Source organism: Jeotgalibacillus alimentarius (genome assembly GCF_000829445.1).
GTDB lineage: Bacteria > Bacillota > Bacilli > Bacillales > Jeotgalibacillaceae > Jeotgalibacillus > Jeotgalibacillus alimentarius.
The window spans coordinates 36,314-62,211 of record NZ_JXRQ01000018.1 but is presented as its reverse complement, the minus strand read 5'-3'; the positions used below and the strand labels follow the sequence as shown (position 1 = coordinate 62,211).

Annotated in this window: 30 protein-coding genes; 21 read left to right on the top strand and 9 right to left on the bottom strand. The window is 40.0% G+C overall.

The window, feature by feature from the left end:
• Positions 1–73 precede the first annotated feature (73 nt).
• The 4 genes from KP77_RS10090 to odhB all read left to right on the top strand — a co-directional run bounded on the left by KP77_RS10090 (position 74) and on the right by odhB (position 6,433).
• Entirely contained in the window at positions 74–745 is a 672-nt protein-coding gene (locus KP77_RS10090; protein ID WP_041122606.1) for a response regulator transcription factor, read from the top strand.
• Positions 742–2,127, top strand: coding sequence for a HAMP domain-containing sensor histidine kinase (locus KP77_RS10085; protein WP_084218664.1), 1,386 nt, complete (start codon positions 742–744; stop codon positions 2,125–2,127). Before KP77_RS10090 ends, KP77_RS10085 begins: the two co-directional genes overlap by 4 nt.
• Before the next feature lie 209 nt (positions 2,128–2,336).
• Positions 2,337–5,156, top strand: coding sequence for a 2-oxoglutarate dehydrogenase E1 component (locus KP77_RS10080; protein ID WP_041122605.1), 2,820 nt, complete (start codon positions 2,337–2,339; stop codon positions 5,154–5,156).
• A 14-nt stretch (positions 5,157–5,170) separates the two neighbouring features.
• Entirely contained in the window at positions 5,171–6,433 is a 1,263-nt protein-coding gene (gene odhB, locus KP77_RS10075; RefSeq protein WP_041122604.1) for a 2-oxoglutarate dehydrogenase complex dihydrolipoyllysine-residue succinyltransferase, read from the top strand.
• A gap of 93 nt (positions 6,434–6,526) precedes the next feature.
• Here the strand turns inward: odhB and KP77_RS17970 are convergent, their stop codons facing one another.
• Positions 6,527–6,661, bottom strand: coding sequence for a sporulation histidine kinase inhibitor Sda (locus KP77_RS17970; RefSeq protein ID WP_152614714.1), 135 nt, complete (start codon positions 6,659–6,661; stop codon positions 6,527–6,529).
• Between the two features lie 184 nt (positions 6,662–6,845).
• On the opposite strand from KP77_RS17970, the gene KP77_RS10070 reads away from it, so the two are divergent.
• The 3 genes from KP77_RS10070 to KP77_RS10060 are packed head-to-tail and all read left to right on the top strand — an operon-like array spanning position 6,846 to position 8,574.
• Positions 6,846–7,907, top strand: a complete 1,062-nt coding sequence (locus KP77_RS10070; RefSeq protein ID WP_041122809.1) for a C45 family autoproteolytic acyltransferase/hydolase — start codon at positions 6,846–6,848, stop codon at positions 7,905–7,907.
• A gap of 58 nt (positions 7,908–7,965) precedes the next feature.
• On the top strand, positions 7,966–8,169 hold the full coding sequence (locus KP77_RS10065) for a DUF6501 family protein (RefSeq protein WP_041122603.1): 204 nt from the start codon (positions 7,966–7,968) through the stop codon (positions 8,167–8,169).
• A gap of 9 nt (positions 8,170–8,178) precedes the next feature.
• Complete coding sequence (locus KP77_RS10060; RefSeq protein ID WP_052474071.1) at positions 8,179–8,574, top strand: Rok-like winged helix domain-containing protein; 396 nt, start codon at positions 8,179–8,181, stop codon at positions 8,572–8,574.
• A 12-nt stretch (positions 8,575–8,586) separates the two neighbouring features.
• On the opposite strand, the gene KP77_RS10055 is transcribed toward KP77_RS10060, so the two are convergent.
• Positions 8,587–9,375, bottom strand: coding sequence for an ion transporter (locus KP77_RS10055; protein WP_041122602.1), 789 nt, complete (start codon positions 9,373–9,375; stop codon positions 8,587–8,589).
• Positions 9,376–9,508: 133 nt separating this feature from the next.
• Between KP77_RS10055 and KP77_RS10050 the strand changes: the two genes are divergently transcribed.
• Positions 9,509–10,381, top strand: coding sequence for an ATP-binding protein (locus KP77_RS10050; protein ID WP_041122601.1), 873 nt, complete (start codon positions 9,509–9,511; stop codon positions 10,379–10,381).
• Positions 10,382–10,390: 9 nt separating this feature from the next.
• The gene (locus tag KP77_RS10045; protein ID WP_041122600.1) at positions 10,391–12,304 is read left to right on the top strand and encodes a vWA domain-containing protein; all 1,914 of its coding nucleotides are present in this window, start codon (positions 10,391–10,393) and stop codon (positions 12,302–12,304) included.
• A 262-nt stretch (positions 12,305–12,566) separates the two neighbouring features.
• On the opposite strand, the gene KP77_RS10040 is transcribed toward KP77_RS10045, so the two are convergent.
• Both KP77_RS10040 and KP77_RS10035 read right to left on the bottom strand, forming a co-directional pair.
• Positions 12,567–13,745: a toxic anion resistance protein gene (locus KP77_RS10040; protein ID WP_041122599.1), complete on the bottom strand. Its 1,179-nt coding sequence runs from the start codon at positions 13,743–13,745 to the stop codon at positions 12,567–12,569.
• A 15-nt stretch (positions 13,746–13,760) separates the two neighbouring features.
• Complete coding sequence (locus tag KP77_RS10035) at positions 13,761–14,378, bottom strand: 5-bromo-4-chloroindolyl phosphate hydrolysis family protein (RefSeq protein ID WP_041122598.1); 618 nt, start codon at positions 14,376–14,378, stop codon at positions 13,761–13,763.
• Between the two features lie 267 nt (positions 14,379–14,645).
• On the opposite strand from KP77_RS10035, the gene KP77_RS10030 reads away from it, so the two are divergent.
• Positions 14,646–14,978 carry an ArsR/SmtB family transcription factor gene (locus tag KP77_RS10030; RefSeq protein ID WP_041122597.1) on the top strand — a complete coding sequence of 111 codons (333 nt, stop codon included), beginning with the start codon at positions 14,646–14,648 and terminating at the stop codon, positions 14,976–14,978.
• 79 nt (positions 14,979–15,057) lie between these two features.
• Positions 15,058–15,414, top strand: coding sequence for a DUF1033 family protein (locus tag KP77_RS10025; RefSeq protein WP_052474070.1), 357 nt, complete (start codon positions 15,058–15,060; stop codon positions 15,412–15,414).
• Between the two features lie 15 nt (positions 15,415–15,429).
• Here KP77_RS10025 and KP77_RS10020 read toward each other — a convergent pair whose 3' ends face one another.
• Complete coding sequence (locus KP77_RS10020; protein ID WP_235420708.1) at positions 15,430–16,551, bottom strand: AI-2E family transporter; 1,122 nt, start codon at positions 16,549–16,551, stop codon at positions 15,430–15,432.
• 95 nt (positions 16,552–16,646) lie between these two features.
• Between KP77_RS10020 and KP77_RS10015 the strand changes: the two genes are divergently transcribed.
• The 4 genes from KP77_RS10015 to KP77_RS10005 all read left to right on the top strand — a co-directional run bounded on the left by KP77_RS10015 (position 16,647) and on the right by KP77_RS10005 (position 18,128).
• On the top strand, positions 16,647–16,925 hold the full coding sequence (locus KP77_RS10015; protein WP_235420707.1) for a YkvA family protein: 279 nt from the start codon (positions 16,647–16,649) through the stop codon (positions 16,923–16,925).
• A 208-nt stretch (positions 16,926–17,133) separates the two neighbouring features.
• Positions 17,134–17,334 carry a cold-shock protein gene (locus KP77_RS10010; protein ID WP_039809180.1) on the top strand — a complete coding sequence of 67 codons (201 nt, stop codon included), beginning with the start codon at positions 17,134–17,136 and terminating at the stop codon, positions 17,332–17,334.
• Positions 17,335–17,468: 134 nt separating this feature from the next.
• A complete protein-coding gene (locus KP77_RS18525; RefSeq protein ID WP_268747464.1) occupies positions 17,469–17,597 on the top strand; it encodes a hypothetical protein in 129 nt (42 codons plus the stop codon).
• 78 nt (positions 17,598–17,675) lie between these two features.
• Positions 17,676–18,128: a YkvA family protein gene (locus tag KP77_RS10005; protein ID WP_041122594.1), complete on the top strand. Its 453-nt coding sequence runs from the start codon at positions 17,676–17,678 to the stop codon at positions 18,126–18,128.
• Between the two features lie 34 nt (positions 18,129–18,162).
• Here KP77_RS10005 and KP77_RS10000 read toward each other — a convergent pair whose 3' ends face one another.
• Positions 18,163–19,767, bottom strand: coding sequence for an ABC-F family ATP-binding cassette domain-containing protein (locus KP77_RS10000; protein ID WP_041122593.1), 1,605 nt, complete (start codon positions 19,765–19,767; stop codon positions 18,163–18,165).
• A 165-nt stretch (positions 19,768–19,932) separates the two neighbouring features.
• Between KP77_RS10000 and KP77_RS09995 the strand changes: the two genes are divergently transcribed.
• From KP77_RS09995 to KP77_RS09975, 5 genes are all read left to right on the top strand, one after another.
• On the top strand, positions 19,933–20,532 hold the full coding sequence (locus tag KP77_RS09995; RefSeq protein WP_041122592.1) for an alpha/beta hydrolase: 600 nt from the start codon (positions 19,933–19,935) through the stop codon (positions 20,530–20,532).
• 108 nt (positions 20,533–20,640) lie between these two features.
• Positions 20,641–21,021 (top strand): PadR family transcriptional regulator, encoded by a 381-nt coding sequence (locus tag KP77_RS09990; protein WP_041122591.1) that lies wholly within the window; start codon positions 20,641–20,643, stop codon positions 21,019–21,021.
• 133 nt (positions 21,022–21,154) lie between these two features.
• Positions 21,155–22,036 (top strand): CvfB family protein, encoded by an 882-nt coding sequence (locus KP77_RS09985; protein WP_041122590.1) that lies wholly within the window; start codon positions 21,155–21,157, stop codon positions 22,034–22,036.
• Positions 22,033–22,452, top strand: a complete 420-nt coding sequence (locus tag KP77_RS09980) for a hypothetical protein (RefSeq protein WP_041122589.1) — start codon at positions 22,033–22,035, stop codon at positions 22,450–22,452. The genes KP77_RS09985 and KP77_RS09980 overlap by 4 nt, the downstream gene beginning before the upstream one ends.
• A gap of 17 nt (positions 22,453–22,469) precedes the next feature.
• Complete coding sequence (locus tag KP77_RS09975) at positions 22,470–22,658, top strand: hypothetical protein (RefSeq protein ID WP_152614713.1); 189 nt, start codon at positions 22,470–22,472, stop codon at positions 22,656–22,658.
• 187 nt (positions 22,659–22,845) lie between these two features.
• Here the strand turns inward: KP77_RS09975 and speD are convergent, their stop codons facing one another.
• Together speD and KP77_RS09965 are read right to left on the bottom strand one after the other, a co-directional pair.
• On the bottom strand, positions 22,846–23,682 hold the full coding sequence (gene speD / locus KP77_RS09970) for an adenosylmethionine decarboxylase (RefSeq protein WP_052474068.1): 837 nt from the start codon (positions 23,680–23,682) through the stop codon (positions 22,846–22,848).
• Between the two features lie 106 nt (positions 23,683–23,788).
• On the bottom strand, positions 23,789–24,418 hold the full coding sequence (locus KP77_RS09965; protein WP_041122587.1) for a metal-dependent hydrolase: 630 nt from the start codon (positions 24,416–24,418) through the stop codon (positions 23,789–23,791).
• A gap of 168 nt (positions 24,419–24,586) precedes the next feature.
• On the opposite strand from KP77_RS09965, the gene KP77_RS17965 reads away from it, so the two are divergent.
• The gene (locus tag KP77_RS17965) at positions 24,587–24,742 is read left to right on the top strand and encodes a lmo0937 family membrane protein (RefSeq protein ID WP_152614712.1); all 156 of its coding nucleotides are present in this window, start codon (positions 24,587–24,589) and stop codon (positions 24,740–24,742) included.
• Between the two features lie 40 nt (positions 24,743–24,782).
• Here the strand turns inward: KP77_RS17965 and KP77_RS09960 are convergent, their stop codons facing one another.
• On the bottom strand, positions 24,783–25,712 hold the full coding sequence (locus tag KP77_RS09960; protein ID WP_041122586.1) for an LCP family protein: 930 nt from the start codon (positions 25,710–25,712) through the stop codon (positions 24,783–24,785).
• Positions 25,713–25,898 lie beyond the last annotated feature (186 nt).

Sequence of the window (25,898 nt, the reverse complement as noted above, 5' to 3'; positions counted from 1 at the left end):
CCGGTTTCCCCCGCAGGAAACCGGTTTTTGTTATAGAATAAAAGATAACTGATGCTTATAAGGTGGCGAAACGATGAAAAATAGAATACTGGTCATTGAAGATGAAAAAAACCTTGCGAGGTTTATTGAACTCGAACTGCAGTATGAAGGCTATGAAGTCGTATCAGAACAAGACGGCCGTGATGGCCTGAATATGGCGCTCAGCGAAAATTTTGATTTGATCTTACTTGATTTAATGCTGCCTTCTCTCAGTGGCATGGAGATCTGCAGAAGAATCCGACAGGTTAAAGATCTGCCTATTATTATGATTACAGCAAAAGATGGCGTAATGGACCGTGTGTCAGGCCTTGACAGCGGGGCAGACGATTACATTGTTAAGCCTTTTGCCATTGAAGAACTGCTTGCACGAATGAGAGCACTGATGAGAAGAACGGGAAATGAGTCACAGGATACACTCAACCATAAAGACCTTTCATTGATGACAAAATCGTATAAAGTGGAAAAAAACGGTCAGGAAATTATTTTAACTAATAAAGAGTTTAATCTGCTCAAAATGCTGTTGGAAAATAAAGATATCGTTCTGACGAGAGACAGAATTATGGAGAAGGTGTGGGGGTATGACGCTGAGGCTGAAACGAATGTTGTAGATGTGTATATCAGACACCTGAGAAATAAAATTGACCCTGATCAGCCTTCAGCATATATAGAAACTGTGCGCGGAACCGGGTATGTGATCCGGTCATGACAAATCTTAAAATAAAATGGAATCGTCTGTCTATCAGGTGGAAATGGATGCTCTCTGCTTCAGCAACAATTTTCCTGGCTTTTACATGCTTCAGTATCATTCTGATCGTAGCCATGAGCCAGTGGATGATACAGGAAGAGAGAAATACGCTTACAGAAGTGCTGACAGATCTGAAAGATTTCTATGAAAATCGCAATCCGGTCATTACAAATAATGATATTGAAGAAGGAAGAGACCTCGCTGAGCAGATTTATGAGAGAGGTCAGATTATTCATTTTTATAATGAAGACGGATTTGAAATTTATCAGATTCAGCGAAATGACTCAGCGCTTTCTGTTCCATTTAAGCCGGTGAGTGAGACTGAAATTGAAAGGGACAGGCTTGATGGAAATGCTGTTCTGATTGGACGGACGCCAGTGATTACAAATAGTTTCAGAGGTTATATTGAGATTATTCACCCGCTCAGTGCTTATACAGCGCAATTGAATTATATGATCTTCCTGTCAGTTATTCTGTTATTAGCAGCATTATTCTTCAGTTCGTATGTAGCATTTATTTTATCAGGTAATTTTATCAGGCCGATCACAACCCTTGGTGAAACGATGAAAAAGACACAGAAGGAAGGATTTCAGCATCAGCTTCCGGAGCCTGAATATCAGGATGAAATCGGTGGGCTGATTGACATTTTTAATGACATGATGACTGAACTTGAGAAGAACTTTGTCAAACAGAAACAGTTTACAGAAGATGCTTCACATGAAATGAGAACGCCTCTTCAGATCATGGAAGGGCATTTAAATCTAATCAACAGATGGGGTAAAAAGGATCCTGAAGTCCTGGAAGAATCTCTACAGATCTCAATGCAGGAGATTGCCAGGATGAAAAAGCTGGTTAATGATCTGCTGATGCTTTCAAGAGCTGACAGGGATGTTAAAGCAAGTGAGGTTACACCGGCAGATTGTGCAGCAGTTATTGAGAAAACAATCACAAAAATGCAGTCACTCCATCAGCAGCGCAAGATTAACTCAAACATTGAGAATGGAACTGCTCTGATTGAACAGGACCATTTAGAGCAGGTATTGATTATCCTGATTGAGAATGCACTTAAATACTCTGATGATCAGGTTACAGTGTCAGGGAAAACTAATACTTCACACTATGAAGTGACAGTTGAGGATTTTGGGGAAGGGATCCCTAAAGATAATCTGCCTTATATTTTCGACAGGTTTTACAGAATCGAAAAGTCGAGAAGCAGGGAATTAGGCGGTAACGGACTTGGTCTTTCAATTGCTAAGAGACTGCTTGATCTATACCGTGCAGAAATTGACATCTCAAGCGAACCCGGTCACACAGTGATAAAAATCATTCTGCCTTCGGTTTAAAGTCTGTTAAAAGCACGCCGATGCTGAATTTGTATTCATTTTTTATTGCATAAAATTTTGAAAAAATCGTTCTAAACGCTTTATCTCGCTCCTTTACAGTGATAAAATGGCTCTGTAAGCGTTTTAGCTCACCATAATTACTATATTTACATAGCAAATCACTCTACGACTTTTAAAGTGATTTGTCCAATACGTTGGAGGTTTTCAAAATGAGAAAACAGTCGGAGCAGCAGGATCCATCATTATTAACTTTTTCCGGTCCAAACCTTGGTTATATGATGGAAATGTACGACCTTTATCAGGAAGACCCGTCTCTTGTTGATGAAGAATTACAGCAGTATTTTAAAGAAAATGGCTCTCCGTACAAAGAGAAGTCCAAACAGACTGAAGTAGCGATTGAAGGAACTGATTACAGCAAAGTGATTGCTGCAGTTCAACTAGCGGAAAATATCCGTACATACGGACACCTTGCCGCAGATATCAATCCGCTCCATGACAAAGAAAAAGACAGTGAAAGAATTGATCTGGAAACGCACAACCTGACGAAGGAAGACCTTGAAAAGATTCCTGTTGATATTCTGATTGAAAATTCTACTGATGAAGTAACAAATGGATATGAAGCTATTGAGTATTTAAGAAAAATGTATACGAAAACAATTGCTTTCGAATATTCACATGTCCATGACCGTAAAGAAAAGAAATGGCTGAAAAACTACATCGAATCAGGTTCACTTGATTCAAAAATTGAAGATGAAAAGAAAAAGAGCATCTTAAGAAGACTGATGCAGGTTGAAGGCTTCGAGAACTTTGTCCACAAAACATTTGTCGGTCAAAAGCGTTTCTCGATTGAAGGTCTTGACACGATGGTTCCGCTGTTAGATGAAATTATTCAGTCAACAGTTGAGAAGGGTGCTTCCTCTATTAATATCGGAATGGCACACCGCGGACGACTGAACGTACTTGCACATGTTCTCGAAAAACCGTATGAAATGATCTTTGCTGAATTCCAGCACGCACCAAGTAAAGACCTGATTCCTTCTGAAGGTTCTACAGGTATTACTTACGGGTGGACTGGTGATGTAAAGTATCACCTTGGAGCCGACCGGAATGTAAGTAAAGATGAAGCAAAAACTCGTGTCACACTTGCTAATAATCCGAGTCACCTTGAAGTAGTCAGCCCGATTGTTGCCGGTTATACAAGAGCAGCTCAGGAAACGCGTACGAATCCGGGGATTCCTGACTTAAAAGAACAGGCATCTCTTGCCATTATGATTCATGGGGATGCAGCATTCCCGGGTCAGGGCGTTGTAGCTGAGACACTCAATATGAGCCAGCTGAGAGGATATCATACAGGCGGTTCTATCCATATCATAGCGAATAATATGATTGGGTTTACAACTGAATCATTTGATTCAAGGTCTACAAAGTATGCTTCAGATACTGCAAAAGGCTTTGAAGTTCCGATCTTACACGTAAATGCTGATGACCCTGAAGCGTGCCTTGCAGCAGCGATTATGGCCAGCGAATACCGTGCTGAATTCGGTAAAGACTTTGTGATTGATCTGATTGGTTACAGACGTTTTGGTCATAACGAAATGGATGAACCAATGGTGACAAACCCGGATTTATATCAATATATTAAAAAGCAGGATAACGTGCGCAAGCTATACCAGGATAAGCTTGTATCCAACCAGACAGTTTCCGCTGAAGAAGCCGAAAAAATGATTGAAGACAATACAGCCAAGCTTCAAAAGGCGTATGATACAGTACCAAAATCCGAAAAGGATCCTGATACTGATATGAATCCGCCTGAAGATGTTCAATCAAAGCTTGAGCACATTACGACTGCAGTTGAATATGACAGGCTGAAGAGACTGAATGAAGATCTGTTAAAATTCCCTGAAGAATTTAATGTGTTTAAAAAGCTTGAAAAAATACTTCAGAGAAGAAATGATCCTTTTGAAAAAGACGGGAAAGTCGACTGGGCACATGCAGAAACACTCGCTTTTGGCAGTATTATTCAAGACGGTACGCCAATCCGCCTGACAGGTCAGGATTCTCAGCGTGGTACATTTGCTCACCGTCACCTAGTGCTTCACGACGAAAAAACCGGAGAAGAATATACACCGCTTCATCATATTTCTGACGCGAATGCATCCTTCTGTGTGTATAACAGTCCATTGACAGAAGCAGCGGTAGTCGGATTTGAATACGGATATAATGTCTTTTCAAAAGAAACGCTTGTTCTCTGGGAAGCTCAATATGGAGATTTTGCAAATATGGCACAGGTCATGTTTGATCAGTTTGTATCTTCAAGCCGTGCTAAATGGGGACAAAAGTCAGGTCTTGTCATGCTGTTGCCACATGGTTACGAAGGACAGGGTCCTGAGCACTCATCAGCAAGAATGGAAAGATTTCTGACACTTGCAGCTGAAAACAACTGGACAGTTGCAAACCTGACAAGTTCTGCTCAGTACTTCCACATCTTACGCAGACAGGCAGCAATTCTGAAAAAAGAAGAAGTACGTCCGCTTGTCATCATGACACCTAAAAGTCTTCTCAGACATCCGGTGGTTTCAAGAAGTGCTGAAGAATTGTCTGAAGGTGCCTTTTCACCAATTATCGAGCACCCTGAACTTGGACAGAATGAAGAAGCAGTAGAAAGAATCGTTCTTTCATCAGGTAAAGTTGGAATTGACCTGATTGAGAGAGCAGAAAAAGAAGAAAATAATGACTGGCTGCACCTGGTTCGTGTTGAAGAACTCTACCCATTCCCAATGGAACAACTTAAAGAAGTATTCAGCCGTTATAAGAACTTAAAAGAAATTATCTGGGTTCAGGAAGAACCTAAGAACATGGGTGCATGGACATTTGTTGAGCCGCGCCTGAAAGAACTTTCACCTGAAGGATCTGAAGTATCTTATATTGGCAGACGCCGCCGAAGCAGTCCGGCTGAAGGCGATCCGACAGTACACAAAAAAGAACAGCAGCGTATTCTTGAAAAATCAGTAGTTAAAGGGAAAGAATAGAGGAGGAAGACACAGTGGCAGAAATTAAAGTTCCGGAATTAGCAGAATCAATTACAGAGGGTACAATTGCACAATGGCTTAAGCAGCCTGGTGATGAAGTAGAAAAAGGCGAATACATTGTAGAACTTGAAACTGACAAGGTAAACGTTGAAGTCATTTCTGAAGAAGCAGGTGTCATTAAAGAGCTGAAAGCTGAAGAAGGCGACACTGTTGAGGTTGGACAGGTCATCGCAATTGTTGAAGCTGGTGAAGGCAGTGGTTCTTCAGAAGAATCAGATAACGAGTCTTCTGAAGATAAATCTGAAGAGCCTGAAGAAAAAGAAGAAAAGAATGCTGATGAAAACGTTGAAAAACAGGAAAGCTCAGATAAGAAAGAACGTACAATTGCTTCTCCAGCTGCACGTAAGCTTGCTAGAGAAAAAGGTATTGATCTCTCTAAGATCCAGACAGCTGATCCAATGGGCCGTGTCAGAAAGCAGGATGTAGAAGCACACGGAACTGATTCACAGAAGCAGGAAATGAAACAGGATGCGCCTAAAAATCAGGAAAAACCTGCAGCGAAAAAAGATGACGGCAAACCGGTAACAAGAGAAAAAATGTCCCGCCGCCGCCAGACAATCGCTAACCGTCTTGTAGAAGTACAACAGACCGCAGCCATGCTAACTACGTTCAATGAAATTGATATGACGCACGTGATGGATCTTAGAAAACGTAAAAAAGATAAGTTCCATGAAACACACGATGTAAGACTTGGCTTTATGTCATTCTTTACGAAAGCTGTAGTAGCAGCACTTAAGAAATATCCTTATGTTAATGCTGAGATCGATGGAGACGAAGTGATCCTGAAACATTATTATGATGTAGGTGTCGCTGTATCTACTGATGACGGACTTGTTGTACCGATTGTAAGAGACTGTGACAGAAAGAACTTTGCTGAGATTGAACAGGAAATTGTCAATCTGGCTGAAAAAGCTAAAAATAAGAAGCTGCAATTGAGTGATCTGCAGGGTGGATCATTCACAATCACTAACGGTGGTGTATTCGGCTCATTGCTTTCTACTCCAATTTTAAACGGACCACAGGTTGGTATTCTTGGTATGCATACCATTCAGCTGCGTCCGGTAGCAATTGATGCTGAAAGAAGTGAAAACCGTCCTATGATGTATATCGCTATGTCTTATGATCATAGAATCATTGATGGAAAAGAAGCAGTAGGATTCCTTAAAATGGTCAAAGAGCTGCTTGAAAATCCTGAAGATCTATTACTTGAAGGTTAATTATAACCACACAGGGCCAGTCCATTTATTGGACTGGCCCTGTTTCGTTGCATAATAAAAGCACACAGTAGATCACTGCGTGCTTTTTTAACATTATTTTCGATGTCGGCCGGCGTGAATACCTCTTTTTTGAATTTCCTTTTTTAAAATCACCTGTGTATCGTGTTCTCCATGTTTCTCTGCGTCGCGGTAAGCAGATAAAAGCTGTTCATTACTTAAGATTTTCAATGGATAGAACCTCCTTAGTGATTGTTAATGGAATATTCTTAACTTTCCATTAACGTCATTATACGATGAAGATACCTTGTCTTCAACCGGTAATTCAGGTTGTTATCTAATTGTTATATAACCGTATTAAAAGTGGAAAGAAGCGCAAATTTGAATCATAATGAATGAAAAAGGACATGGTGCTATGCAGCGGTTTCATATAGACGTGATTAAAGGAAAAGGGTCTTATTATGATCTTGGACAAAAGGCAGGGGCGCTTTTCAAACAGACTCCTTTGTATCATACACATGTAAAAAGACGAGAAAAATCCAAAAAATCCTATCAGCTGGATATGAAAAAAGCAGAAACTCATATAAAATCTTTTGCCCCGGGAATATGGGATGAATTAAATGGTCTGAGTACTGAGCTCGGATGGGGACTTGAAAATACTGTACATGAATATTCAGGCTGGCAGCAGGATTGGAAAAAATCAGGATGCTCAGTATTGATGAAAGAGAATTTTTTCGTTAGAAACTATGATTTTCATCCAAAGACATATGAAGGCAGACTCATGATCTGGCAGCCTGACAACGCTTATGCGTCAATCGGTGTAGCCGGCCGGATGATAGGCAGAATTGACGGCATGAATGAAAAAGGGTTGTGTGTCGGCTTTCATTTTGTGAACAGAAAAAATCCTGGAGAAGGGTTCACCTGTTCAGTGATCGCACGATTCTTACTTGATAGCTGTGCTACTGTAAGGGAAGCAGTCACAATGCTAAAAGCCATTCCGCATAGACACGCATTTAATTACACGCTTTACGATGCTTCAGGTCAACATGCTATCGTCGAAGCATCTGCTCTCGGAGTGTCTGAAAGACTGCAGAAAAATGATATCGCGTGTACCAATCATTTTGAAACGCCTGAAAAACTTTCTGAAAACCGCTATCAACTGAAAGAGTCAAAATCAAGACTCAGCACAATAAATGAGCAGGCTGCAGCAACTACTGACCCACTCAATGCATTTTATCTGTTCAATGACCCATCATACGGAATTTTCAAAAAGAATTACGGCAGCTGGTCAGGAACTATTCATACAGTTGTCTATAACCCTGAAGACCTGTCTGTACTTTTTGGTGCAGGCGAGAATGCCGTCCCGCTCCATATAAATTTCAAAGACTGGCTCTCAGGACAAAGGTATCCGGTCACAAGGATTTTTGGTGAAGTTGACACGGGAGAACAATTCAGTCATGTGAATACAGGCTATTAACATTCACTGAAATAAACGATATACTAACGATAGAGATTAATGAAAGGGGTTTTGATCCATGCTTCACTTAGATTGGGAAAACCGGGAAACAATTAAACAGGTTAAGTGTATACACGACAATGCAGCAAAATATGTAGTAAACAATGTATTAACTGTTGGTAAGACGTATGATGTAAAAAATGAAACTGATGAATTTATTTTTATTATTGATAATTCAGGTAAAGTAGGCGGGTTCTATAAAGACTACTTTGAAGAGGTATAGGAGCTAAACATGTTTAATGAACGTGCAGCTTTAAAAATCCGTCTTGAACAAATGGAAGATTCAGAGATCAGGATTTTGCAGGAATTCAGGAATGAGCGGGAAAAAATTCTTCAAAGATTACGGGAATTAGATCAGTCTGAAGCCTCGGAAAACGCTTCTCCTGAAACCGGCGCTCAGCAACCTAAACCCACTAATACCGGAAAATCAAAAAAAATGCACGCTGCTGCGATCGAAGTTCTGAAAAAGAAACTAGAACCGGTAAAAGGTACAGATATTCAGTCATACGTAGAAGAAGCAACAGGATTCCGCATAGCCAATATTACAACCTTTATGAAAACCATACAGCGTCATTTCCCTCAGGTCAGAAAGCTTGACCGCGGATTGTATATATATGAAAAAGAGTAAGGGACATCCCCCTTACTCTTTTTGGTTTTTAATCATTGCTTTAATTTCCTCAAGCTCCTTTTGAACCTGTGAAAGTTTCACCTCTTCAGGTGAAGGCCTGTTTTCTTTATCAGCTTCTTCAACATTATTAACAATTACACCTACAAATAAATTGAAGAATACGAACGTGCCAATCAGAACAAATGTAACGAAATACCACCACGATGTCGGGTCTTCTGCGAGGATCGGTCTCATCACTCCGCTTGCCCAGGACTCAAGTGTCACAACCTGAAATAAGGTGAGTAAGGAGCTGTGCAGACTGCCGAAATATTCAGGAGCGATCTCACTATAAAGCATCGTACCAATAACCCCGTATATGTAAAAGAGTATGCTGAGCAGAAGTAAGATAGTGCCCATTGAAGGGATCGTCATTAATAGCGCATTGACCATTTTCCTCAGTGATGGAATAACTGATATCGTTCTCAGCACCCGGAGCACCCTTAATATCCGCAGTACAGTTACATAGTGTCCGCCAGTAATTAAGTGGCCACTTAAGACAATCACAAAGTCAAATACGTTCCATGGCTCTTTAAAGAAACTTTTCACTGAAGTTGATGCAATCAGCCTGATGACAATTTCAACTGTGAATATCCACAACAGAATGCGGTCAGCTGCAACAAAGAGGTCACCATACTGATCATATAGAATTGGATAAGTTTCAAGCCCGATTAGTAAAGCATTCAACAAGATTAAGCCGATAATCACACGGTTAAATAAACTGTGCTCTGCTATCATCACCAGCTGTTTTTTCAAACGATCCATCTATGTATATCTCCTTTCAGTCCAATCTTCATTTTAACGATTCTTTTCAGCGCTGTCTAACCCCAGCAGTTGAACATTCAGCCTAAAGAACGGTACAATAAGTCATTGATGTTAAATGTAAAGGATGATTGAAATGAAATTAAATACACTGCCTGAAAAGATCAGGGAATTAATTGAAAATAGTCCTAAGGGAGAGTCAGATCCTGCAGGCAGAATCGGCACGGGGGGCTACACTGCTGATGACCCGTCCGTTTTTCATGATGTACTGGTCAGTCTGTCACTGCAAAAAAATATTCTGTTAAAAGGACCGACAGGATCAGGAAAAACAAAACTCGCAGAAAGTGTCAGTCATACATTTAATCAGCCCATGTACAGTATTAACTGTTCTGTTGACCTTGACACTGAAGCGATGCTTGGATTTAAAACAATTGAGCAAATTGAAGGCAAATCGTCAATCACCTTTGTTGAAGGGCCTGTCATTCAGGCAATGAAAAAAGGGCATATTCTTTATATTGATGAAATCAATATGGCAAAGCCTGAGACACTGCCTATCTTAAACGGCGTACTAGATTACCGCCGTACCATTACGAACCCGTTCACAAATGAGGTCATTACTGCTGCTGAAGGCTTCAAAGTAGTTGCAGCTATCAATGAAGGTTATATCGGTACCGTACCTTTAAATGAGGCCTTAAAAAACAGATTCATCGTTGTAGATGTTCCTTATATTAAAGGGGAAACGCTGAAAACAGTTTTACAATCTCAAAGTACTCTTCAGGATGAGCGTCTGATTGACCAGTTTGTACAGTTGTCAGCTGATCTTTTTACACAGGTACAAAATGGACAGGTATCAGAAGAAGCCGCATCGATCCGGGCACTGCTCGACACTTGTGACCTGTCAGTCTATCTGCCTCCTAAACGCGCCATACAAAGAGGTATTATTGATAAACTTGAAGACGATAGAGAAAAATCTGCCGTTAAAAATATCGCTGAAACTATTTTTGAGTGAGGTGATGATATGCAGCGCTTTATTCAATTCAATGATGAGCAGGTAAACTCATTCCGCTTAATGCAATTGATCGATCTGGCCAAGACTCTTACCGGACAGAAAGAAATGAACGTTGAATACAGTCCGATGAATTACCTGGACGTTCCTGAAAATACGGTATTTGTCAGTCATTTCTGGGATCATCGTCCTGAACTCGAAGAATGGCATGGACTGATTACTGATATCTTTTTAAGAGCTGAAGGCGCATTTAAGCATTCAGACCCTGACGTCATCAGACAATTTATCCGATATACGCATACACTTGAACATCCATCATTCGCAAAACAGTTATTTATGCTGATAGAGGATGCAAGGCTTGAGGAAATTGTTAAGAAAAAGAGACCGGGGACTAAAAGCGCTTTTAATACGAGAAGAAACGTTTATGAAAAGTATTTTGAGTCTCAATTAAATGTTCATCAGGTAAAAGGGGTAACAACTGATGCCTTTTTTAATCTGATCTATTTACTGATCTTTGCCAAATCACCGATAGATGACTGGCCTCAGATTCAGCCAGAACTGAATCTCGCAAAGCCGTTTATCACACAGCAGATTGAAAAAGCACATGAAACATCCTCAACGGCAGACTCCGTAAAGATCTGTAAAGCTTTGTGTGATGTAACGGATGAGCTGTTTAAAAAAGATATGCTGAACGAATACTTTCATCTTCCTGAGAAAACAGTTGAAAACTGGGCGGAAGGTTTGACGTTTGAAGATCTGAAGAGAAAAGATTCCCTGATTAACGATGATACGGAAAAAGAAAAATCAGGCGATGAAGAGGTTGAAGATGAGGAGCTTAAAGCCTGGCACCGCGAGTCAGAAGAAAAAGGTGAGTCATTCCTTCAATTTGAGCTTGAGGCCGGCACAAAAACCTCTATAGATACAGAAGCAGCCCGAGAAGGGGACGAGCAGGAACAGGCACTTGCAAGCGTACAGGGGAGCTCTAAAAAAACAAACAGAAGTGATTTTGATCAGGAAGACACAGATAGAAGATCAGATGAAGAGAATAAAGGCGGCAGCTCGAAGTACGGCAAAGAAAATGCAGATGCCTTTCCTGTATTCGAAGATATCAAGCCAGTTAAGCCGGAAGAAAAAAATCTGTATGATCAATATAAAAAAGAAGTGTCTCTTTATCAGAAAAAGCTTCAGAAAATAATCGAAAAAACGCTTGATCATAAAAAAACCAGTCCGAGAACACATCTTATGAAGGGGAGACTCAGTAAAAATCTGATGCCGTTTTTTACTGATGAAAAGCCGAGAGTTTTCTATAAAAAAGATGAAGAGTCTCCGAAAATTGATGCTGCATTCGAACTACTGCTCGATTGCTCTGCTTCTATGTACGACAAAATGGATGAAACGAAGAAAGGCCTGGTACTATTCCATGAAGCTTTAAAGTCAGTTCAGGTGCCACACGAAATAACCGGTTTTTGGGAAAATGCTCCGCAAGCCGGGCAGAACGGACAGCCTAATCATTTTAAAACCGTGATCACATTTGACAGCAGCCTGTATCAGCAGGATGCAGCAGAAATTATGCAGCTCGAACCTGAAGAAGATAATAGAGACGGCTATGCGATCAGACATATGACGGAAAGACTTGAAAGAAGAAGTGAAAAGCAGAAGTTTCTACTTGTATTTTCTGATGGTGAACCGGCTGCAGCAGATTATGAGCAGAATGGAATTGTTGATACTCATGATGCTGTACTCGAAGCAAGGAAAAGGGGAATCGAAGTGATGAATGTGTTTCTATCCACTACTGAGATCCCTGAAAGTCAAAAGGAAGTCATTCAAAATATATACGGACGGTTCAGTTTGTTCGTTCAGGATATTGATGAGCTTCCGGATGTCTTATTCCCACTTTTAAAAAGGCTGCTTCATAAAAGTATATAAAGGCTGAACATCATATCATCCTCCAGACGGAGCAAATTTCATGCTCTGTTACCGTTTCTGATTCTTTTTAATTGACTACACTAAGAGTAGCAAATAAAGAGGAGATGAAAACATGAATATAAATCATCAGGCACGGTTGGAGGAATTCAGCCGTCATAACGAAAAAGTGAATAAAAACCAATGGAAAGCATCAAAACGAAAAGCATTCAATTGGATGAGAAAAATCTAAAAGCCGCTGTGTGTGTGACCACAGCGGCTTTTTTTATCCCCGTTTATTCTTCAGCTGAAGTAATTGCTGTTTCAATTCAGCTTCCATCGCCTGAATCTCACCTTCAGCCTGTCTTCTCTTTTGACGGCCTTCTTCCTGAATACGTAGTGTTTCTTCAAGCGTTGATACCAAATTCGACTGAGTTGTTTTTAACGTTTCGATATCCACGATTCCCCGCTCATTTTCTTTTGCGGTTTCAATGCTGTTTGTCTTCAGCATTTCAGAATTTTTCAGCAGAAGCTCATTTGTTGTTTTTGTAACCTGCTTTTGTGCCTCAACTGCACGCTGCTGTCTAAATAGTGTGAGGGCGATCGCAATCTGATTCTTCCAAAGCGGGATCGCTGTCAGGATAGACGCCTGAATTTTTTCAGCCAAAGCTTGGTTAATATTCTGAATCATTCTGATCTGAGGTGCACTCTGAATGGTAATCTGTCTGCTTAACTGCAAGTCATGAATTCTTTTATCCAGTCTATCTAAAAACTGCATCATATCATTTACTTCCTGATAAGCCATCTGGTCACTGCTTTTTTCCGCTTTTTCGCGAAGAGCAGGGATCACATTACTCTCAAGATCTTCACGTTTCAGTTCAGCAGCTGCAATATAAATATTTAACGCCTGGAAATATTCTTTATTTTCGTTGTATAACTGGTCGAGCATATGAATATCATCCAGTAATGATTTTTTTGAGTGATCCAGCTTCACGCTGATTCTGTCAACCTGTGCGCCGACCTTTTGATACTTTGATAAAATTTCATTCACTGAACGGTTTACTCTGCTGAAGAGCTTGGATATTACGTTTTTCTTCTGATCAGACAGCTCATCAGGATCAATCTGCTCTAATCGGTTCATCAGCTCTTTTAATATATCACCGATCGGGCCTACATCTTTCCGCTGAACGTGATCGAGCATCGCATGTGAAAAGTTCGAAAGCTTAGACTGTGCAGCTGTTCCATATTGCAAAATAGACTGATGATCAGCGGGATCAATCTGTTTTGATAACTGCTCAGCCTGTTTGCGGTCTTCTTCAGGAATAACATCCACCAGGCGCTTAGTAGTGGATGTGGTCTGATCCTGCTGTATCGTTGTCATTTCATTTTCACCAAATGGGTTGGCGAGTAAGTCATCCAATTTTGATGACTGCGTGTCCGTTTTAACATATTGATTGTCCTGCATACATGTAACCTCCCGCTATTTATGCTCTATCGTATTTTTTGCCATATCCAATTCAATGCGCAATGTATCAAGATCGTTCGAAAGTACTTTCATCAGATCTTCTTCGAGCGACCGGTTCAGCTCATGAAGTGTTTGTCTTGTATCTTCAAGAGAGACAAGGACTTCTTTATTTTTTACCGGCTGAGTCACAAGCATTGTGTATTTTTCAGTCAGTTCCACTGCATGATCAAGATGATAGAAGAAAAATCTTTCTGAAGCATAAAACCGTTTCGGGTCTTTTTTAACAATCGTAAAAATTCTTCTGGAAAACTTGATCATATCGTTCAGCTGTCTCATCGCAGAAATTGATCTGATTTGAAATTGTTTAGCCTGAAGCCGTGACAGCTTTTGCTGGGCTTCTTTTAAGTTGCTTTGGATATACTGAAATTCACTTTTTGTTAATCCATATGATTTAATTAATGACCCTTTCTGGAACCACTTAATCGCGTAAAAAGGAAGTATTCCTCCGGCTACACCTGTTAATAGAGAGGTGATGAAGGACATGTCCATCATAAACAGGGCTGTAATCCATGTAATCACAGCAATTGGCAGTGATACACCAAGACGGGTGAGAAAGTTCAAGATCTGTTTCATAGCCATCTTCTCCTTATAGGACTTATAGTATCTTATACGGCTGAGACGTTAATTAGTTTCATTTAATTATTCTCTATCTATTGTCTAATATTCATCACCAGTAAGCAAGCAAAGCGGCGCCATATAAACCCGATAGACTTAAAGACTATTTAAAACGAAATAAATACCATTATGAGTAGCTTTTTATAAATCTATCAGGGTATAATATAATTCGAAGGTACTATTTATGAGCCATTAGGTTTATTTTTTGGAAGCGAGGGGCTAGAGATGAGTCAACAGATTGAGTACTCACATGAATTAGCAGATCTATATCGATTATTTGGCGACCGGACAAGATTAATCATGGCAAAGAAGATGTCAGAAGAAGAATGGACAGTGTCTGAATTCGTCCAATTATTCAGCATCAGTCAGCCTCTTGTCAGTCAGCATATAAAAAAACTGAAAACTGCAGATTTAATTACCGAGCAGCGTCAGGGTAAAAGAATTTTATACAAATTGAATGAACAGGCTGAGAATTATGACCTCGTACTGAAAATCATCGCTCCGCTGAAAGTAAAAGACGCGGAAAAAGCGATGAATTATGAAACTGTAAATGTATAGCAACTGAGCAGATTCTTTTCATTTCATACAGTTGTCCAGTACACTATAAGCAGCACACTAAAGAAAGGCGGTGCTGCTTTTGTGGCGTATTGTACAGCTGAAAAGTGATGCAGAACCATGGTGGTTTTTAGACGGATGGGAATCAGACATCGTGAAAGAATGGACTTTTGAGACAAAAAAAGATAGCTTTACTTTTTATAAAGAACTGATGGAAGAACAGTTGCTGAAATATGAAAAAGTACGCGTGAAAAGAGGGACACAATCTGCCTTTTGGAATGCGGATGAATTTTTCTTTTGTGATGATTGTGATGAAGACCTGCAGGTATACCACGGCTTTATCTTGTTTCAGCAGCAGATGCCATTTACGAAAAATCATATGACAGATGATGAAAAGAGATTTTTTGACTCTATTTTCACACAACAAAAAGAGGCCTGATCAGAGGCCTCTTTTTTATACCATTTTACTCTTTTTCATACGCTGATCATCATACCGCTTGCGAATTGTAATAAAACGATACGCATTTACTACGATCGCTTTACCGACTGCATAAGTCGGAACAGCCATAATCAGACCGAGCAATCCTCCAAAACTTCCGGCCACAAGCAGCAGGAAAATAATTGTCAGTGGATGAACCTGAAGTTTTTTACCCATTACCTGAGGAGAGATCAGGTTACTTTCAATTTGCTGAGCCACAATGACAACAACAATAACCAGCAGCGCAATTAAAGGCGACTGTATAAATCCAACAACCAGAGCTGGAATCGTGCCGATAAAAGGTCCGACAAAAGGAATGACATTTGTCAGCATTGCAACCAGTGCCAGAACAATCGAATATTCCAAACCAATGATCAGATACCCGATATAAAGAAGCACACCTACACAAAAGCTGACAATCAGCTGTCCCTGAATATAGGAACTAAGTGCAACGTCCATATCCTGAAGAACTTTTCTGCCCTCAGGACGGAACTCTTCGGGTGTAAATCGGAGAAATTGCTCAGGCAGTTTCTGGCCGTCTTTTAACATATAAAATAAAACAAACGGGATTGTGACAATCACGATCGCAATATTTGTGATGACGCCAATAATAGACATCAGATTAGAGCCAATTGAATCAAGTGATCCCTGCAGCGTACTTGCGACTCGTTCAGTGATATCCTGAATGGAGAAGTCCTGCTGTTGCTGAATACTTTTAAACCAGTCAGACTGAACTAAATTCAAAGTCATTGCAGAAAGCTCGTTGAATATAGTCGGAATGTTTTCAACTAAAGCATTAAACTGGCGCGATAGTGGAGGTCCTACTAAGAATATAAGACCTGTAATCAGTCCGATTCCTGCAAGGTAGATCAGTAATATTGATATACCTCTGGGCAGATATTTTGCAGCAAAATTTACAATTGGCCTCAGCAAATAATAAAGTACCCCGGCAATTGCAATTGGTGCAAAAAGGGTTGTCACGATAATGACTATTGGTGTGAAAATATAGTCCACCAGTGACAATAGATAAATAATAATCAAAATGGTAATTAAGCCAAAACCGAAACGGAACCATTTTGACTTTGCTAATTCATTCAATACTTTTCCCTCCATATGTATGTATAATTGACAATATCATAACCTACACAGCACCATTATGCTAACAAAATATTCAAAACCGAAGGAGTCGTTTGATGAAATTGATCAAGAGAATTCAATTCGTTTTTCATTTTAGAAAGTCACTGCCGTTTATTAAAGATTTTTTTACTTCATCAGCTGTACACCCGTTAAAAAAATTTATGACCGCAGGATTAATTGTTGCCTATGCTGTCATGCCTGCAGATATACTGCCTGATTATTTGTTTTTAATCGGGATAACAGATGATATTGCATTTACAGCTTTTATGCTGCAGCTGGCTGTGAAGATGGCTCCCCCTGAGCTTGCAGAGAAGCATCAGCTGCACATTAAATAATTTTCAGCAAAATTTTAACTAATTAATTTGACATTCAACTTAAAGGCTGTATAATAAGGGTAACAAGTCAATAAGCAATGATACCTGCATGACAAGATTCACATATTACAAAGAGTGATCGGAAAGCACGGTACTTTTTGTAATATGTGAATTTTTCTATTTACGGAAAGTTGCATATTGTCAATTTATTTTTTGGAGGTTTTTCATTATGAAAACTGGTACAGTAAAATGGTTTAACGCAGAAAAAGGTTTCGGATTTATCGAAGTTGAAGGAGAAAACGACGTATTCGTACACTTCTCAGCTATCACAGGCGAAGGCTTCAAGTCTCTTGACGAAGGCCAGCAGGTTGAATTCGAAGTGGTTGAAGGTAACCGCGGACCACAAGCAGCTAACGTTGTAAAACTGTAATTGTTGATATAAAAACCGCTCTCTTAACTGAGAGCGGTTTTTTTCATATTCCATTATCTAAGTCCATCGAGCTGAGATATGTGCCCATACGTTTCGTCTGACCAGGCATAATCTAATAGCAGGGGGGAATGGTAATGAAAGATAAAGAGCCTGTCAAGTCCACAAAGCCGCATCCTTTTGATTCTTTCTGGGAATTCCAGAGGAAAAAATCAGAACGCAGCGGGAAGAAAGAAGAGTCGAAGTCAAAACCATATTGGTGGTAATTTATATACCGGCTGTCTTATGATAGAAATAAGAGCCGGTTACATAGAACATTTGCCGTGCAAAAGGAGGAGTCAGCTTTGGATCAAACCCGTGAAGAACAGGAAAACTTTTATTTTAAGCTAAGAAACAAGATTGACAACTTTTTAAAAGATAAAACAGGCAGAAATCATAAGTATGCAAAGTACCTGTTATTTGCACCGGATATCTTTTACCTGCTGATTCAGGTAGTCAGAGATAAGAGAGTATCAGGGAAGGATAAAGCGATGGTTGCAGGTGCGATCAGTTATTTTATCCTGCCGCTGGATTTAATTCCTGAAGGGCTGATTGGTCCTGGTGGATATATAGATGATCTGGTGGTTGCATCTTTTGTGCTGCAGACGATTGTTAATAATCTTTCACCTGATATTATCAGAGATCATTGGGCAGGTGACGAAGACGGCCTCAGCGTCATCAATAAGATTGCAGGGCTTTCAGATAAAGTATTGAAAAATGGCACTCTGCCTGCACTGCTTAAAAAATTTCAAAAATAAAAACTGCCGGCTATCCGGCAGTTTTTTTGTCTGATCATGATGATACGCGTTCTTTATTCCACTCTAAAAATTCATCATAAGTCAGCTGCTTGTCCGTAATATGACCATCTGTAATGTCAATAATACGGTTAGCAATTGTCTGAACGAACTGATGGTCATGAGAAGTAAAGATCATCGCGCCTTTATAATTAATCAGGCCATTGTTCAATGCTGTAATTGATTCAAGGTCTAGGTGATTCGTCGGCTCATCAAGAAGCAGGACATTGGCCTTTTTCAGCATCATTCTTGACAGCATACAGCGTACCTTTTCTCCACCTGAAAGGACAGAAGGCTTTTTCTTCACTTCTTCACCGGAGAATAGCATACGTCCTAGGAAGCCTCTCAGGAACGTTTCACTTTCATCTTCAGGACTGTATTGTCTTAACCAGTCAACTAGGTCTGATTCCTGACCTTCAAAGTATGAAGAGTTATCATGAGGGAAATACGACTGTGTCGTTGTCACGCCCCACTTGAAGCTGCCACTGTCAGGCTCAATTTCGCCCATCAGAATACGCATCAGCGTCGTTTTAGCAATCTCATCAGTACCGGCAAGTGCGATTTTATCATCTTTATTCATTGTAAAGCTGACGTTATCGAGTACTTTAACACCATCAATTGTTTTAGAGATGTCTTTAACCTGCAGTACATCATTACCGATTTCACGTTCCAATTCGAATTGCACAAAAGGATATTTACGTGATGATGGTTTAATATCATCGAGTGTAATTTTCTCAAGCATTTTTTTACGTGATGTTGCCTGTTTTGATTTAGAGGCATTTGCACTGAATCTCGCTACGAAAGCCTGAAGTTCTTTGATTTTTTCTTCTTTCTTACGGTTTTGATCAGAAACAAGTCTTTGTGCAAGCTGACTTGACTCATACCAGAAATCATAGTTACCCACATAGATCTGAATTTTACTGAAATCAAGGTCTGCAATGTGCGTACATACTGTATTCAGGAAATGACGGTCATGCGAGACAACGATGACAGTGTTCTCGAAATTAATCAGAAAGTCTTCAAGCCACTGTATTGCCTGAATATCAAGGCCGTTAGTCGGCTCATCGAGTAAAAGAACATCCGGCTTGCCAAACAGGGCCTGTGCAAGCAGCACTTTAATTTTTTCAGAGCCTGTCAGTTCAGACATTTTCTTATGGAAATAGTCTTCTCCTAGTCCAAGTCCCTGAAGTAAGATTGCAGCATCAGACTCAGCTTCCCAACCGTTCATTTCACCGAATTCACCTTCAAGCTCAGCAGCTTTAATGCCATCTTCATCTGAAAAATCTTCTTTCATATAGATCGCATTTTTTTCCTGCATCACTTCATACAGGCGTGTATGTCCCATAAGCACGACATTCAATACTTCTTCTTCTTCATATTCGAAATGGTTCTGCTTCAGCACTGCAAGACGCTCATCAGGTCCCATAGACACGTGACCTGTCTGCGCTTCGAGCTCACCTGAAAGAATTTTCAGGAATGTTGATTTTCCGGCGCCGTTTGCACCAATTAATCCGTAGCAGTTACCCGGGTTAAATTTAATATTCACATCTTCAAACAGTTTGCGGTCTCCAAAACGAAGACTGACATCTGATACTTGTATCATTTAATAATCCCTCCAAGAAAACATATCAATACATTATAGCACTTCTTGACCTGCTTGGAAATGCATATCCGAATTACACTCAGTTCAAGAGTCTTAAATTTGAAATAATCTTTTCATGTGAGATAGAATGGACCATAAGCAATAAATTGAAAGGCGGAGATGATTATGCATCATATTTATCATGAAGGAAAGCCAGGAAAACCTGTATTACTCTTATTACACGGCACTGGAGGTACGGAGCAGGACCTGTTACCGATCGCTGACATGATTGATCCTGAAGCAAGTATTCTCAGCGTACGGGGAAACGTTAGTGAAAACGGGATGCCGCGCTTCTTCAAAAGGTTAAGTGAAGGTGTTTTTGATATAGAAGACCTGAAGCACAGAACACAAGAGCTGCATGAGTTTTTAAATGATGCGGCAGTAAAATATTCATTTGATCGTGAAAACGTAATCGCAATCGGCTATTCCAACGGTGCTAATATCGCAGGTAGCCTGCTGTTTCATTACAGTGATTCTCTTAAAGCTGCGAGCCTGCATCATCCGATGGTTCCGTTAAGAGATAAAGAACTGCCTGACTTAAGTAAGATCAGCGTATTTATCGGAGCGGGAGAAAACGATCCGATTTGTCCGCCGGAGGAAACGAAAGATTTAACTGACCTGCTTAAAGGAGCAGATGCTCACGTGGAGACTAAATGGTATAACCGCGGGCACCAGCTGATTGAAGAAGAAGTAAATGATGCTAAAAAGTGGTATGAATCGTTATAGTCCTGGTAAAAGCCTGCAATCGTGCAGGCTTTTATTGTATAATAAAAGCAAACATATGATCGCAAGTGCTGAAAAGGGCATTTTCACACAAGAGACAGGAGGAATTGGATGAGTAAGCATAACCCTAAAAAGTTTGCATTAAATATGAGTGCTTCACAGTTTACCAAGTTCTACATATTACACCTGTTATCCATCAGACACTCCGGTATGATCAGTGAACATTTCAAAGCGGAATTCAGAAAGATCGGTGGTAACTGGGAACCTGCACCAAGTACGCTGTTAGACGCACTGCATGATATGGCTGAAGAAGGTCTCCTGAATAGACGTGAAGATTACAAATCCCATGAGCGCAAACGTCAGAAAGTATACTGGTATACACTTACTGACCAGGGAAAAGACGCTTTTGAAGTTATGAAAAAGCAATTTCTTCCGTTATTTGAAGAACAGAAGCGGATTATACAGAATATCCTGAATACAGTGTTTAAGTGACACCGGTGAATTGCCGGTGTTTTTTTGAGTTCTTTCTGTTAAAAATAATCTAACAACGCTATACTTACCTGTAACAGGACTAACATTTGTGGTACAGTTAATCAGTTATTTTAGATTTCAGGAGGCATTTTATATGAGTGAACAATCAATAGGCGGAACAGTACAGAAATTAACAGTAGGCAGTCAAACATCATTTGGTTTTTATCTGCTGCGTGGCGATGAAGAAATTCCAATCAATGATTCAGAGATTCATGAAGACATTCAAGAAGGCGATACGAGAGAGTTTTTTGTATACCCTGACAGAAGAGGAAGATTAACAGCATCAACAATGATTCCGGAAATCCGAAAAGGCGTATATGGATGGGCAAGAGTGATTAAAGTGAATGAACGTGATGGAGCGGCGCTTGATATCGGCATTTCCCGTGAAGTAACCGTGCTGCCTGAAGATCTTCCGGCAGTTGAACACGTCTGGCCTGAAGCGGGAGATTATCTCTATATCACATTGAGAACTGATCTATCCGGCCAAATGTTTGGAAGACTTGCTACTGAAGAAGTAGTGCAGGTACTGTCAGAGCGTGCTGATGAGGATCTTCATAACAAGGAACTGAAAGGCAGACCATATCGTTTGCTTAGAGTCGGTACGTTTGTACTGACTGAAGAAGGCTATCGCTGTTTTATACATGAAAGCGAAAGAAAAAGCGAGCCGAGACTTGGTCAGGATATTACGGTACGCATAATCGGCGTGAAAGACGATGGTACGCTAAACGGGTCACTGCTTCCCCGTAAACAGGACAAGATGGATGAAGATTCAGAAGTGATTTTCGATTACCTGCTTAGCCGCGGCGGCAGCATGCCTTTTGGAGATAAAAGCACACCGGATGAGATCAAAATGATTTTTAATATGAGTAAAGCATCTTTCAAACGTGCACTCGGAAGGCTTTATAAAGAAAAGAAAATCGTTCAAAAAGACGGGGAAACTTATCTTGTTCAGCATAATGGAGATCAAAGATCATGAAGCTGGATCTGACAAAAGAACAATACCGTGAGCTTCTTAGGGCAGTTTATCTTGCAGATATGGTTAAGCATTCCATGAAAGAAACAAAAGATCACAGCAAGTCTTTTATAGATGCTGAACAGAAGTTATATTCTTATCACCAGGCATTTGAATCAGAGGACCTGATCGAACAGCATGACGGGGTATTTATGCCAACGCTAAAGATGGAGTCAGAGGAATCAATACACCTCAGAAATTATGAAAATGCAATTTTGGAGGATCAGATCGCAGCAGTACTTGCAAGAAACGATCTTGAAAAAGAAATCATGAGCGGGACTGTGTCTGAGAATGAAGCAATTGACATATTAATTCAGCTGGAAGAAAAATACCATCAGCTTATTCATGAAAAAGGACTTTCTGCGCTTACTGTTAAATAAAGGGGGAAATGCTTTTGATGAGGGTACAGCCGGCAATGATTGCACTAAACCTGATTTTCGCAGTATTTTTCGCAGTATGGAGTATAAGAAGATTTCTGGAAAGTGATTTTGCTTTGGGTATATTTTTAATTATCATCAGCGCGGTAAATGGTTTTATTGCACTGCGCAGATATAAGATTGCACGAATGCATGAAGAAACAAAATAAAAAGTGTCTGCGCACTTTTTATTTTTTCTATTCTGTCTCACTATTAATAGTAAACTTAAGATATGAGACAGCTTTATCTATTTTCACTTAACTTCCTATAATATATATTATGTAAACTAAAAATAAAAATAAGATGGACAATGTTAAATATCCTCCCCTTTGCAAAAAATAACCCGCATATCGCGGGTTATTCATTTCTGGACGGATCTCTCGGATGCGCGCGCATATTTTTACCGTAAAAGATTTCATCCATTTCTATTTTCAGTTTATCAGTAATATCTGAAGCTTCATCTTCAGTTAATGAATCTTTTTTATACCCGAACAAATAATTGTTCAGATCAAAATCTTTCAATTTACACTTCGTATGGAAAATGTTTTCCGGATATACATTTACATCAATCATGTCATAATCTTCTTTAATCCCTGCTGGAATAAAGTTTTGAATCGAATTGATATCATGGTCAATAAACAGCTTATGGCCGTCAACGTCCCGTGTAAAGCCGCGTACTCTGTAGTCCATTGTCATAATATCAGTATCAAATGAATGAATCAGGTAATTCAACGCTTTTAACGGCGAAATTTCACCGCATGTTGATACGTCAATGTCAGCTCTGAACGTACTGATCCCCTCGTGCGGATGATATTCAGGATACGTATGGACAGTAATGTGACTTTTATCTAAGTGCAGTGCTGCTGTTGATGGCAGCGGACCCGGTGATTCCTCAAAATTCTCTGTAGGCACTTCAACGATTGGTCCTTCTGAAACCAGAATGGTCACACTGGCTCCCTGTGGAACATAATCCTGTTTTGCGACGTTCAGTACGTGTGCACCTATAATATCTGCTACATTTGTCAGTATTTTTGTCAGTCTGTCTGCATTATATTGTTCATCAATATAGGCAATGTATGCTTCTCTTTCCTGTTTTGACTTTGTGTAGCATACGTCATACATATTAAAGCTCAATGACTTTGTTAAATTGTTAAATTCATGCAGTTGTATTCTTTTTTCCTGAGATAGTGTCATAATCAAACTCCTTTTAACATGCGAGTATTAATGTTCATACCCAAAGCGCTTCGACCTGAAACGGTTTATGGTAACAGTTTACCACTGCATACCACTTTTATAAACGTTAAAACTCCCTGCTGTAAAACGGCAGCAGCCATTTTACCCCTTTTTTATTAAAGGGAAGCACTTTCATATCCAGTAGTAAATGACTCAAATAAGCCAGTGCGCAGACTGCAGTGATACCTTCTATCTGAAGCCTTCCTTCCAGTGTATGCGCAATATATGTAAATACCAGCAGACCTGCAGCGGAGTGTGTCAGCCCTCTGTGTGGCAGCAAAGAACTGGCGATTGTAAACAGCCCGAAATAAATCAGCCAGTACTCTGTGTAAAACCATCCAAGTAAGCCTACTGTCATACCAGACAGCATCACCATAAATCGCTGCTTAATTAAGTATCTCGGCGCAATGATTAATGTCAGTGCGGTAATGATTCCTCCAGCTTTATATAACCCTGCAAGTGAAATCAGACTGTATATCCCAATTAACACACCGATTGCAGACAGTGTATACCACAGCCACTTGCGGTGCAGTGAAATCCTGTTCGACAATCTTCCATTTGTATCGAGATCCGGCGCAAGAGCTGCTGTACTGCCAAGCAGCATAGCAAGACCGGTTGCTGCCGGCTCCATATTATAATAAACAGCAGTTCCAAGGCCGATTGCTGTACCAACCAGCGCATGTGATGCACCCTTCATAACGTTTCATCCTTTTCTCTATTTCAGTATCAATCCATTATACCGAACATATGATCTTACTGCCATAAAACCGCATATTTTAATTTTTTTTCACATGTTGGATTAGTATCACACTCTCAGGGTAAATAATGATTATAAACGATTAGCATATGAAAGGGGTGACAGCACATGATGAGAATATTATGGTGGATTATCGTTATTTTAATCGTAGTATGGCTTGTTGGACTGCTATTGGATATCGCAGGTGGTATTATACATGTATTAATTATTATCGCAATCATCTTAATCATCTACAATCTTATTACCGGCAGGAAAAAGTTATAGATAAAAACGCAGTGCCTTCATGATGGCACTGCGTTTTTCATTACTTAAGAAAGTTTTTGATGGCTTCCTGATTCGCCGCCCAGTCCAGTTCAAGTACTGCACCGGCTCCTTCGTATCTTGGTGTTGAGTACGAGCCTTCAACAGGAACTGTTAATCTCTCAACTTCCCCTCCGCCACTGAAAAGCACGCTTGAGAACAACTTTAATTTTGCTGTCTCTGACAAACTGGTTTCAAGATAAGGCTGTACTGAACCGATTGTTTTTGGTGCTCTTGTAATAGAAGATACACTGAGAGAGTGATCAATCAGAGCTTCTATGACCTGCTGCTGACGGTCCACTCTTCCAAAGTCACCCTCACTGTCAGCTCTGAATCTCGCATAACCCAAAAGCTCCTGGCCGTTTAACTTCTGTTCTCCAGCCTCTAAAGATACACCGATTTTCTCAGACATTGCTTTTTCAACATTGATCGGAACACCATCTGGCGCGATCGTATCTACAGCCGTTTCAAACGCCTTGAAATCTACGATCATATAATCATGAATAGGAATATCAAAATTAGTATCAATTGTTTTCCTTAAAAGTTCCGGACCATCAAGATAAAAAGCCGTGTTTAATTTATACGGCCCGTAACCAGGAATTTCTGCATAGATATCACGCATTAAAGAGACGAGTTTAATCGTATCCGTCTCATGATCCCACTGCGCAATCATCATTGTATCAGACCTTGACTGTTCTTCTCCTCTGCTGTCTACACCAATTAACAAAATGTTTCTCTTTCCATTTTCAGGCGTAGAGCGTTCAAACTCTTCCCCCTGGTGCATCTCCTGCGCGGAACCCTTTGCTGACTGATAGCCTGACCAGTATTGGCTGCCTGCGTAACCGGCAACAGCAAGAAAGATTATGATCATCAATGTAAGAAAAGCTCTGCCTTTTCTAAGTTTCTTTTTTCTTCTTTTCATTCTTGTTTCCATAATGCCTCCTAAGTGCCTTCACACTTACTAACTTTAAAGTATACATAATTAGACGTTTTGTGTAACCGTCCGTTACACTGTAAACCCTCTTTTTATAAAAATCAAACCATATTTCGGGAAAATCAAACCATATTTCGGGAAAATCAGCTAATAGAATGGTAAAATGAATTATTCATTATTGGAGGT